Origin of the sequence: Paraburkholderia fungorum (assembly GCF_900099835.1) — a bacterium.
GTDB classification, from domain to species: domain Bacteria; phylum Pseudomonadota; class Gammaproteobacteria; order Burkholderiales; family Burkholderiaceae; genus Paraburkholderia; species Paraburkholderia fungorum_A.
Window position 1 is genome coordinate 398,327 of the sequence record NZ_FNKP01000002.1, and the last position, 11,354, is coordinate 409,680.

Annotated in this window: 8 protein-coding genes; 2 read left to right on the forward strand and 6 right to left on the reverse strand. The window is 66.2% G+C overall.

Features of this window, described 5'->3' with window-relative positions; all coding sequences use genetic code 11:
* Positions 1–5 precede the first annotated feature (5 nt).
* Both BLS41_RS18065 and BLS41_RS18070 read left to right on the forward strand, forming a co-directional pair.
* Positions 6–746 (forward strand): response regulator, encoded by a 741-nt coding sequence (locus BLS41_RS18065; RefSeq protein WP_074767222.1) that lies wholly within the window; start codon positions 6–8, stop codon positions 744–746.
* Entirely contained in the window at positions 743–2,062 is a 1,320-nt protein-coding gene (locus tag BLS41_RS18070; protein WP_074767225.1) for an ATP-binding protein, read from the forward strand. Before BLS41_RS18065 ends, BLS41_RS18070 begins: the two co-directional genes overlap by 4 nt.
* A 157-nt stretch (positions 2,063–2,219) precedes the next feature.
* On the opposite strand, the gene BLS41_RS18075 is transcribed toward BLS41_RS18070, so the two are convergent.
* From BLS41_RS18075 to BLS41_RS18100, 6 genes are all read right to left on the reverse strand, one after another.
* Positions 2,220–3,044, reverse strand: coding sequence for a 4'-phosphopantetheinyl transferase family protein (locus BLS41_RS18075; protein ID WP_074767227.1), 825 nt, complete (start codon positions 3,042–3,044; stop codon positions 2,220–2,222).
* Between the two features lie 29 nt (positions 3,045–3,073).
* Positions 3,074–5,581 (reverse strand): penicillin acylase family protein, encoded by a 2,508-nt coding sequence (locus tag BLS41_RS18080; RefSeq protein WP_083380013.1) that lies wholly within the window; start codon positions 5,579–5,581, stop codon positions 3,074–3,076.
* Positions 5,582–5,646: 65 nt separating this feature from the next.
* Positions 5,647–7,359, reverse strand: a complete 1,713-nt coding sequence (locus tag BLS41_RS18085) for a cyclic peptide export ABC transporter (protein WP_074767230.1) — start codon at positions 7,357–7,359, stop codon at positions 5,647–5,649.
* A 54-nt stretch (positions 7,360–7,413) separates the two neighbouring features.
* The gene (gene fhuB, locus BLS41_RS18090) at positions 7,414–9,459 is read right to left on the reverse strand and encodes a Fe(3+)-hydroxamate ABC transporter permease FhuB (protein ID WP_083380014.1); all 2,046 of its coding nucleotides are present in this window, start codon (positions 9,457–9,459) and stop codon (positions 7,414–7,416) included.
* Positions 9,456–10,490, reverse strand: a complete 1,035-nt coding sequence (locus BLS41_RS18095) for an ABC transporter substrate-binding protein (protein WP_083380015.1) — start codon at positions 10,488–10,490, stop codon at positions 9,456–9,458. The genes fhuB and BLS41_RS18095 overlap by 4 nt, the downstream gene beginning before the upstream one ends.
* A 2-nt stretch (positions 10,491–10,492) precedes the next feature.
* The gene (locus BLS41_RS18100) at positions 10,493–11,347 is read right to left on the reverse strand and encodes an ATP-binding cassette domain-containing protein (RefSeq protein ID WP_253189793.1); all 855 of its coding nucleotides are present in this window, start codon (positions 11,345–11,347) and stop codon (positions 10,493–10,495) included.
* Positions 11,348–11,354 lie beyond the last annotated feature (7 nt).

Genomic DNA, 11,354 nt, shown 5'->3' on the forward strand with positions numbered 1-11,354 from the left:
CATTGATGGACACGACCGACCACGTACTGATCGTCGACGACGATCGCGGCATTCGCGAGCTGATCGCCGGCTACCTCGAGAAAAACGGCATGCGCGTGTCGCTCGCCGCCAACGGGCGGCAGATGCACGCCGTGCTGGAGCACGGCGCGCCCGACCTGATCGTGCTCGATCTGATGATGCCGGGTGAAGACGGTCTGGTGCTGTGCCGTGAACTGCGGGCGAGCAAGTTCCGCACGGTGCCGGTGCTGATGCTGACCGCGCGCAACGAGGAAGCCGACCGCATTCTCGGTCTGGAAATGGGCGCCGACGACTATCTGCCCAAGCCGTTCGCGGTGCGCGAGCTGCTCGCGCGCATTCGTGCGGTGCTGCGTCGCGCGCGCATGCTGCCGCCCGGCATGCAGGTGCAGGAATCGGCGCAGATCCTCGAATTCGGCGACTGGAAACTCGACACCACCGCGCGCCATCTGCTCGATTCGGACGGCACGATGGTCGCGCTGAGCGGCGCCGAATACCGGCTGCTGCGCGTGTTTCTCGATCATCCGCAGCGGGTGCTGACGCGCGACCAGTTGCTCAATCTGACGCAGGGCCGTCAGGCCGATCAGTTCGACCGTTCGATCGATCTGATGGTGAGCCGCCTGCGTCAGCGCCTGCGCGACGTCGCGCGTGAACCGCGTTACATCAAGACGCTGCGCAGCGAAGGCTATGTGTTTTCCGCCGCCGTTAACGCGATCGGAGACGCTCAATGAGTTTGCGCGCATGGTTGCATTGGCCGCGCACGCTGTTCGCCAGGTTGACGGTGATTCTGTTCATTGGTCTTGCGTCGGCGCAGGCTCTGTCGTTCTGGCTCACGATGACCGAGCGCGACCAGACCATGACCAATGTGATGATGGGTTACATCGAGCGCGAGGTGGCCAGTTCGGTCGCGCTGCTCGACCACCTGCCGCCCGACCAGCGCGCGCAATGGTTGCCGCGTCTCGCGCGGCGCAGCTACGAATTCATTCTCGGACCGGGCATCACCGGCGGTCCGATCGACGCGCATCTGTCCGAGCGGGTCGCCCAATCCATCTCCGAGGGTATCGGCACGAACTATCCGCTGACCGTGAATGCGGTGCCCGGCGACAACGAACGGCTCCAGGTGCATCTGAAATTGTCCGACGGCACGCCGTTGACGATCGATCTGCGGCCCATGTCGAGCGCGCCGCTGTCGCGCTGGCTGCTGCTGGTGATGTTCCTGCAACTGGTGCTGCTGGTCGCGTGCTGCTGGGTGGCGGTGCGGGTCGCCACGCGTCCGCTGAACGACCTGGCGGTGGCCGCGGATACGCTCGGCCCCGATCTGAAAGCGGTTCGCCTGTCCGAAGACGGGCCGTCGGAAGTGGCCCGCGCGGCCAGGGCGTTCAACGCAATGCAGGATCGCATCGCGACGTACATGACCGAGCGCATGCAGATTCTCGCGGCGATTTCGCACGATCTGCAAACGCCGATCACGCGCATGCGCCTGCGCGTCGACGTGATGGACGGCGAATCGGAAGGCGCGAAACTGCGCCAGGATTTGCAGGAAATGGAAGCACTGGTCAAGGAAGGCGTGACGTACGCGCGCACGCTGCACGGCGCGACGGAGTTGCCGCGCCGCATCGATCCCGACGCGCTGTTCGACAGCCTGGTGTGCGATTACGTCGACGCGGATCAGGCCGTATCGCTGCAAGGGCGCTTCGGTATGCCGCTGATGACGCGTCCGCAGGCGTTGCGCCGCATCGTCGGCAATCTGGTGGATAACGCGCTGAAATTCAGCGGCGCGGCGGAGATCAACGTCGCGGCCGTGCATGACGGGCAAGCAACAATCTCGGTGTTCGATCGCGGTCCAGGCATACCGGACGAATCGCTGGAAACGGTATTTCAGCCTTTTTTCAGGCTCGAAGGATCGCGTAATCGCAATACGGGCGGCACCGGCCTCGGCCTCGCCATCGCACGGCAACTCGCGCTGGCGATGGACGCGACGCTGTCGCTGCATAACCGCGTGGGCGGCGGGCTGGAGGCGAGACTGACGCTAAGGAATCTTGGCTAGCGGGGGAGCCTGCATGCGATCCCGCAGCGAAGCGGCGTGCCCGCATCACGAATGCGCGTAGAAACCGGAAGCGCCAAAAAGAAAAGCAATCCGGCTCGCGCCAGGATTGCTTTTCGTCACACCGGTTGTTTAACGCGTACGGCTTTCGCGCAGGCGTTCAATTCTTCGGCCAGCCGAACGCCTGGATCCGCGTGACCGGCTGCGCGACCGAAACGGCTGCGCGAATCTTGCCCGGCATCGGCACGTCGACGATATGCCAGCGTCCCGTGCTCGGCAGATCGACGAAGGTCGCCACCGCGTTATCGCGTAGCGCCTGAGGCGAAACCTCGATAGACGGCCTTTTCAGCGCGTTCGACAGACTGTTGAAGCGCGCGGCCTGCACCGATTCCTCGGCGTAGCGGAAGCGGTCCTCGTGACAATCCGGTTCGGCCGACGGCCAGATGCTGGTGCGCCGGACTTCCGGGATCACGTTTTCACCGCCGGGCGCTGGCATCGTCACGCCGAGACCGAGCGCCGACGACGCAATCGCGATCACGATCCAGATGCCGCCGTACGCGATGTCGATCGTCACCGGATGACCATCTGCCGTGAGTTGCACGCTGGTCCCATCGGCGGGGCCGTCGATGAATTGCACCTCGTGCGGCGTCGTATTGAACAGGTTCGCGACGATCCACCGCAGCACCACCCGGCCGCCGACAAAACGCTTGCGCAGCGCGGAATTCGGATTCAGCCGCGCACGTTCGCGCTCGGCCTCCGACAACCACTGGTCGCCTTCCTGAATCGACACCGGCAGCCAGCCGCTTCGAAAGCGCCACAAATGCAACTCGCCGGGGCGCGGCGCCTCGACCCACGACGGGTACTGGCGCGTCATCCGGTGCGGAGAAAAGCGGATTTCGCACGGATCGAACACGACTTCGCGCGGCCGGTCGTAATAGGCGCTGCGCGCCGGAACATCGAACTGTTGGGCTAGTTGAATGGACATGCGATCAGGTCCTCCATGCCAGTTTGGTGTTATCGCGCTTGCGCGTCCGACGAACTCAAGGTGCGCACGCTCAACGCGGGGTCGCGTGCAATCGACGCTTCGGAAAACGGAATCTTCAGCCAGCGCTTCACGGCGAACTCGCGGGTGGCGTCGGCGTAATGAGGCGATGCGGGATCGTCCGATTCGGACGACGCGAGCAAGGTCTTGGCGATCACCTCGTCGCCCGCGAACGACACGATCTGCAGGTAGGTGTCGCCGCTCGGGTTCACGTTCATCGAGTAGCCGCGCGTGTCGAACGGATGCGCCGCGCAAGCCGCGGTGAAGTAGCCGCCCGCGTCGCAGCCGCCGTACAGCGGAATGCGTTCGCCGTTGCGCTGCACGTAAAGCGCGGCGCTGCGCGGTGCGTCGATGGCGATGCCGGCCTTCTGCAACGCGCCGATCGCATCATGTAACGTCGCGGCGAGCTTCGCGGGATCGGCGGCGATGCCTGCGGGCGTCGTCAGCGGTTTCGCGGGGTCGAACGGCACGGCATAAAGCTGCGCTGCCGGAATCGTCTGCAGACGACGCCACCATTCGTCCCACAGCGTCGCGCCCACGGCGTCGGCGTTCGCGGTGTCGTCCCACGCGGCCAGCACGGTGCACGCGTGACGCAGTTCGTCGGCGCTAGCCCCGGTTTGATCGCCGACACCGCAGACACGATCCAGCGCCGGCTGCTTGAACAGCAGCGCCGACATCGACCGGCTGTCGAGGGTCGCGCGACCCAGCGAGTCGGCGGTGACGCCAGCCGGATCGCTCTGCAATTGCGTGGCGATGCTGTGACCGAGACGCGTGCGCAGCGATTGCGGCGTGTTCGTCGCGCCGATCACCAGCGCGAAGCCGGTCAACGGCGCGGCCGGATTGGCGAGCCAGGAGCTGCCGTTGAAATTGCCGACGTAATCGCGCCGCAACAGGCTGGGCATCTGCGCGACCGGCAACGCGCGGTGCTGCACCGTGCCGGGCTGATCGCGCCAGTCGCAGTCGCTGCGCGAGCCGTCGAGAACCGGCACGCCGGGCATCGACGGTGCGAGCGCCTTGCCGACCGGCGGCGTGCAGCGCTGCGCCAGTTCGTCGGGCACGTCCGGCACCGCGCCGATATCCGCGTACCACACGCGCGGATCGTGGCGGCCGATCGCCAGCGTATTCACCCACGGCACGGCGGCATTTTTCTTTTGAATGCGGATGAAATCGTCCAGCGAACTCGCCTTGTTCCATTCGAGGAAATTCTCGAACACGCGGAAGTTATCCGCGTTGATATCGCGCAGCGCGAACGCCTGCTGCGCATTCCACGCGAGCGCGGGCGACATCGCGCCGAGGTTGGCGAGCGGGCCGAAACGCGAGCGATACAGCGTGCGCGACACGGTATGCAGCGAACCGTCGGCGGCGCGCACGTCGACGTCGACCCGGGTCGGCGTCATCGCTTCCGTTTTGCCGTCGACCTGATAGCTGGTCGGCACACCCGGCGTCAGCGTGAGTTTGAACAGACCGAAGCGCTTGGCTGTCGAGACCGTGTGCGTCCACGCGACGTTGTCGTTGAAGCCCATCACGATCAGCGGGACGCCGAGGAACGACACGCCGCTGACGTTGAGCTTGCCGGGAATCGTCAGTTGCGCCTGATAGAAGCGGTCCGGGCCGCTCCAGAACCAGTGCGGATTGCCGAGCAGCAGCGTGCTGCCGTCGCGGGTCGCGTCCGCGCCGAACGCAAGTCCGTTACTGCCGATGCCCGAATGGCCGCCGATATGCGCGAGCGGCGCGTTCGACGCGAGTTGCGCCGTGCCGGTGTCGCCGTTGCGCGACGCATGGGGCGCTTGGGGTGTCTGCGGCGCCTGAGGCGCTTGAGGCGCTTGAGCCCCGGCAACCGGCGGCTGCGCCGTCGCGATTGCGGCGGCAAAACGCGCTTCGCCGCCGGCCAGGTTGGCCGCGTAAAGACGCCGGTACACGTCGGCGCTGGTGATCTTGCCGGCCCACGGCGCAGCGCGGCATTCCGCGTGCGCAGCCGGGAATTCGCCGTGCGCGAGATCGCCGACATAGCGGTTGTAGCCCGCCACGAAACCGTCGATCAGCGTGCGCATCTCGTCGGTCTGACTCGCGCGATAGCGCGCGACCGCAGCATCGTCGTCGACGAAACGGAAGAAGAAATCGGCGTCGAGATTGTCGGGCTGTCCGAAGGTCGATTCGGACGTCGGTCGCGCCTGCGGGCCGAAATAGCGCGAACGTTCGCCGCGATAGGTGACGAAGCCGTCGGCCATCGTGCACAGATTGTCCTGCGCCTGCACGTAGCCATAGCCGTAACCGAGGCTGCCCCAGTCGTCGGCCTTCACATGCGGAATGCCGAGCGACGTGCGGCGGATATCGACGTGATACGGTCCCGCGAGCGCGTCGGTGCCGGTGCCCGGCGCCGCGGCGCAACTCAGCAAGGCGAGGGCGGCGGGCGCGGTGGCGAGCACGCGCGCAAGACGTTTGAAAGAGCCGCAGCGGCGCAGGGAGACATTCAAAGGCATAAGTTCTTCACTGACTGACGGTTAGCGGTATCAAGTGTATGACTGGTACGGGGGTTAGCCGCGCATCACGACGCGCTTGCTGCAAGCGGCGAAGCAGGAGCGGCAACCGGCACGCGCACCGGCCGGACTTCTTCGACGATGAGCCCTTCTTCGAGCCGGATATAGCGGTCTGCCGCGCTGAAATAGCGGTCGTCGTGCGAAATCACGATCAGCGTCTTGCCCTGGCGTTTCAGGTCGGGAAGGATTTCCGTATAGAAGATACGACGGAAAGTCGGATCCTGATCGGCGGCCCATTCGTCGAGCACCATCACCGGACGGCGCTCCAGATATGCATGCACGAGCGCGAGCCGTTTGCGCTGGCCGGTGGACAGATCGGTGGTCGTGAACGCGCCGTCGCGAATCGACACCTTGTGCGCGATTTCCAGACGTTCGAGGTACTTCTGCGCCTCGGCGGTCAGCTCGGCCTCGCCGGGAATCAGCGTGTCGAACAGGTAGTAGTCGGAGAACACGGCGGAGAACAACTGGCGGTAATCGTCGAGATGGTCGTCGCGCACGGGTTCGCCGTTCAGCAGCAGTTGCCCCGCATCCGGCTGATACAGACCGAGCAGCAGTTTGATCAGCGTGGTCTTGCCGCAGCCGTTTTCGCCGACGATAAACAGCGTCTCGCCACGTTCGATTTTGAGGCTTACCGGACCGAGTTCGAAGCCGCCCGCGCCCTGAACCGGCGTATCGCGTTCGTCCTGCGGCTTCGCGAAACGATAGTGCGCGTCGGCCAGTGCAATCGTGTCGAACACGTCGGCGAGTGGCGTTGCCCCGCGGTGTTCGCGTGTGTCGATCAGCGACGGTTCGCGAGTCGAAAACCGCGCGGACAATTCGGCGATACGTTGAAACGCGACCTGAGCGCGGCCAATCGCCGGCAATGAACCGACGATCTCCTGGATCGGGCCTTTCATGTACAGCAGCACCAGCACGAAGCCGGTGATCACGGTCCGGTCCGTCTCCGGCGACCACGTCTGGAACGTGAGCATCAAACCGACCAGCACGAAGAACAGCAGCGAGCCAAACGCATTCGCGCTGACGAAAATATTCGCGGCCCGCACGCGCAGCGTGAAAATCGCTTCGATGGTGCCCGACAGTTCGTGCTCGTAGACGAAGTTGCGACGTTGACCGTTCAGGCGCAGTTCCTTCGCGCCGTCGGTAATCGAGCGGTAGTGCTTCTGCAAGCGATCTTCCGCTTCACGCGCAGCGCCGAAGCGGCGCAGGCCGACGCGCCGGGCCAATGTTTGCACCGCGGAACCAAGCGCGATCGCCACGAGCGCGGCGACCAGCATCAGCGGCGACAGGAAGAACAGGTAACCGAGACAGCCGACGATCGTCGCCGTCGCAATCGCGAGACTCGAGAAGATGAAAGAAAACGTGCTGATGGTGTCGATATCCTGATTCAGCGCGGTAATCAGCTTGTGCGTGCGGAATGCTTCGATCTGACCGATCGGCGCAGTCATGATCTTTTCGCAGAGGCTCTTGCGCAGCATCGCGATCACGCGCTGGCCGACGAGGTTGTTGCCGATGTCCGAGATGACTTCGCCCGCGAGCGCCAGCACGCAGAGTCCGGCGAAGCTCCAGAGCAGGGTCGGCAGCGCGGCGGCGCCGTCATGCAAGGCGCGATTCGTGACCGCCAGCAGCGCAGCGGTGGCAATACCGCTCGCGGCACCCATCGTGGTGGCGAGTACGGTGATCGGCCAGAGTCGCTTGAGCAATCTGAGCAGTTCCGCAAACATCGTGTTCTCCTGGAGTGTCGAAAGTTCTAAAAGCAGATAAGACGCTGAGGCGGCTTAGCGGCGTCGGCCGAGCAGCCACATCAGATAAGGCGCGCCGATCAGCGTCGCGACGAGGCCGGCGGGCAGTTCGCGCGGCATCAGCAGCGCACGCCCGAGCCAGTCGGCGACGACGATCGTCAACGCGCCGATCGGCGCGGCCAGCAGCACCTGCTGCAAAGGCCGGCGCGCGCCGAGAAGCCGCGCGAAATGCGGCGCGGTCAGACCGACAAACGACAACGGACCGACCACTAGCGTGGCAGCCGCCGTCAGCAACGCAATCAGCAGAAGCAGCGCAAAGCGCGCGCCGCGCGTGGACACGCCGAGCGCGCGCGCCGACGCTTCGCCGAGCGGGAGGATTTGCAGCCAGCGGTTGAACAGCGGCGTCGCCGCGCACAACCCGACGCACAGAACGAGCGCGAGCGCCGCGTCGGTTGGCGTGATCGTGTAGGTCGATCCGGCGAGCCATTGCAGCAACGTGGTCGCGCGTTCGCCGCCGCTCGCGATAGCAACCGCGACCACGGCCTGAAACAGCGCGCCGATGGCGACGCCTGCGAGCAGCACGCGATCCGGCGCGAAACGCGAACGCTGCGAGAACCAGAGGATCGCGAGCAACGCGGCCAGTGCGCCGGCCGCGCTCGCCGCGATGCGCGCGGTATGTCCCGCATCGCCGAAACCGACCACCATCGCGATCAGACCGAGCGCCGCGCCCGCGCTGACGCCGAGCACTTCAGGACTCGCCAGCGGATTGCCGGTGACGCGCTGCATCAGCGTGCCGGCAACCGCGAGCATCGCTCCGGCGGCCAGCGCGGCGAGGGCGCGCGGCGCGCGCCAGATCGCCACGCGCGAGAACTCGTCGAGGCTGCTGAAGTGCCAGCCAGCCGGGCCGTGACCGAAGTCCAGCGCGAGCACGAGCGCGACGAGCGTGATCACCACCACGCTGATCAAGCGCCGCCGCAACGAAGCCGCAGCGACCGGATGCTGACGCGCGGCGTTGTCGTTGCCGTCCGGCAAACGTGTCGCGCGATGCATGCGCGCGAGCAGCATCAGCATCAGCGGAGCGCCGAACAGTGCGGTGGCGGCGCCGGTCGGAATCAGGTCGCCCATCACGCCGGATAGCTGCTGCACGGCCTGATCGGTGAGCCACAGAATCAACGCGCCGCACAACGGTGCGATCACCAGACGCTGCGACAGGCGCCGCGCGCCCGCCATCTGCGCGAGCGCGGGCGCGGCCAGGCCGACAAAGCCAATCACGCCGACCGCGCTGACCACCGCCGCGCTCAGCACGACCGCGAGCGCGAGGGCGGCGAGCCGCATGCGTCGCAACGACATGCCGAGGCTGCGCGCGTTGACGTCGTCGAGACCGAACAGCGTCATCGGACGCAGGAGCAGGAACGCGAGCACGCCGCCGATCGCGAGGCGCGACGCGAGCATCGTCACGTTGCTCCAGTCCTGCTGGACCAGCGAGCCGCCGCCCCAGATGAACAGCCCGCGCAGATACGGCGCGTAGAACAGTTGCAGCGCGACGCCGATCGAGCCGCAATACAGCGTGACGACGAGTCCCGCGACCGCGACGGTGACCGGCGCGAGTCCGCTGCGCCACGACAGGCCGAACACGATGGCCGCCGTGATCAACGCACCGCCGAGCGCGATCCATTGATCGGCGCCGAGCAACGCGGGCGCCCACAGCGTGGCGACCGTCAACGCGAGTTGCGCGCCGGCCGATACGCCGAGCGTCATCGGTTCGGCGAGCGGATTGCGCAGCACCTGCTGGAAGATCGTGCCGGCGAGCCCGAGCGTCGCGCCGCACAGCCAGCTGATGACCAGACGCGGCAGCCAGCTATCGTGCGCGATGATCTGCTGGATGTCTTTCGTATCCGGCGACCACAGCGCATGCCACCACTGCGACGCCGGCAGGATCGCCGACAGACTGTCGACGCTCAGCGCGAGTGCTGCGCCGAGCGCGAGCAGGCCGATCGCCGCGGGCAGCCACGCGCGCAGCGTGAAGCGCCGCGCATCGGGGCGGAGAGGACGAATGGGACGGATAGGGCGGGCGAAATTCATTGGCTTGTCGGCAGGTTCGCTGCGGTGTTCGACGCAGTTTTCTGCGAGGGCGCTTGCGTCAGCGCGGCGCTCAATGCATCGGCGAAACGCACGGCCGAGGGCAGCATGCCGAAGCCCCAGAACGGCGGCAGCGTGCGGACGCGGCCTTCGGCGACCGCGGGCAACGCATGCCACAGGCGGTTCGACGCGAGCGTGCGCGCGACGCCGGTGGGCAGCGGGTCGAAATAGAACAGATCGGCGGACGGCGATGCCGCGAGCTTTTCGAGTCCGGCGACGCCGATGCCCCAATAATCGGTGGGACCGTGCCAGGCGTTGGTCACGTCGAGCGCGTCCATCACATCCTGGAACAGACTGCGCGCACCGTAGACACCGATATGCCGGCCGTCGAAAAAACGGATCAGGTAGAGCGGACGCGGCGCGACCGGCGGTTGGCGGCGCGCGCGATGCGCCGCGATTTGCGCGCGGCTGGCGGCGAGCGCGCGGTCGGTCGCGTCGATCAGCGCGTGGCCGGCAGCGGGACGGCCGCACAGGTCGGCGAGTTGCAACGTGACTTGCTGCGAGTGACGCAGCGGCGCGCCTGCATCGGTATAGACGGCGAACGCGCGCACCGGCGCAATGCGTTCGAGCATCTCGCGCTGCGATTCCTGACTCGAATTGATGAGGATCAGATCGGGCGCGAGCTGTTGCAAAAGTTCGAGGCTGGGCGCGAGACGCAACCCGACATCGGGCACGTGCGCGGGCACCAGCGGGCTGACCACGCTGTCGTTATAAGCATCGATTTCGCTGACGCCAACCGGCGTGACGCCGATCGCCAGCAGGGTTTCGACCAGACCCCAGTCGAGCACGACGAGACGCGGCGCGGCGCCTGGCGACTTCGTCGCGGACGAAGCAGCCGGACCGGCCGTAATGGCAACGGCGGCGCGCGCGCTTTGCAGCGGCGTGCCGAGTAGTGACGCGCCAGCCAATGGCGCCAGCAGCGGCGCCAGCAGCGGCGCCATTGCAGCAGAACGGAGAAACTCGCGACGGCGCATGGTCAGCGCGCCACGCCGAGCCGGCTACCGCTATGCGGATGCATGACGATGTCCATCGGAATGCCGTAAATCGATTCGAGCACGTCGCTCTGCATGACGTCGGCGGGCGTGCCGCGCGTCAACAGACGGCCGGTGTGCAATGCAATCAGTTCGTCGCAGAAACGCGTGGCGAGGTTGATGTCGTGCAGCACGATCACCACGGTCAACGCGTGGCTATCGGTGAGTTGGCGCAGCAGTCGCAGCACGTCGATCTGATGCGCGATATCGAGTGCGGAAGTCGGCTCGTCGAGTAGCAGGCACGACGCGCCTTGTGCGACCAGCATCGCGAGCCATACCCGTTGCCGCTCGCCGCCCGACAGATGATCGACCAGTTGCGATTCGAAACGCGCGGTGTCGGTGAGTTGCAGCGCCTCGTCGATTTTCGCGTGATCGGTCGCGCGCAAACGGCCGAGCGCACCGTGCCACGGATAACGCCCCAGCGCGACGAGTTCGCGCACGGTCATACCCGTGCCGGTCGGCGGATTTTGCGGCAGATAGGCCACCTGGCGCGCGAAATCGCGAGCCGGCCAGTCGGCGAGATCGGTGCCGTTCAGGCGGATCGTGCCGCGCGACGGCTTCTGCTGATTCGCGATCAGCTTCAGCAAGGTGCTCTTGCCCGAACCGTTGTGGCCGATCAGCGCGATCATCCGGCCCGCGTGCAAGGTGAGGGTGAGCGGTTGCAACAGAACCCGGCCATCGGCCTCGAACGACGCACCGTCGAGTTGGTACAACGCGGCGGGCGTCGCGCGAGCGTCCTCGTCATGCAGATCCTGCTTCGCCGCCGGCTGTTCGAGTTGCTGCTGGGTCATGTCGATCAACGCGCTC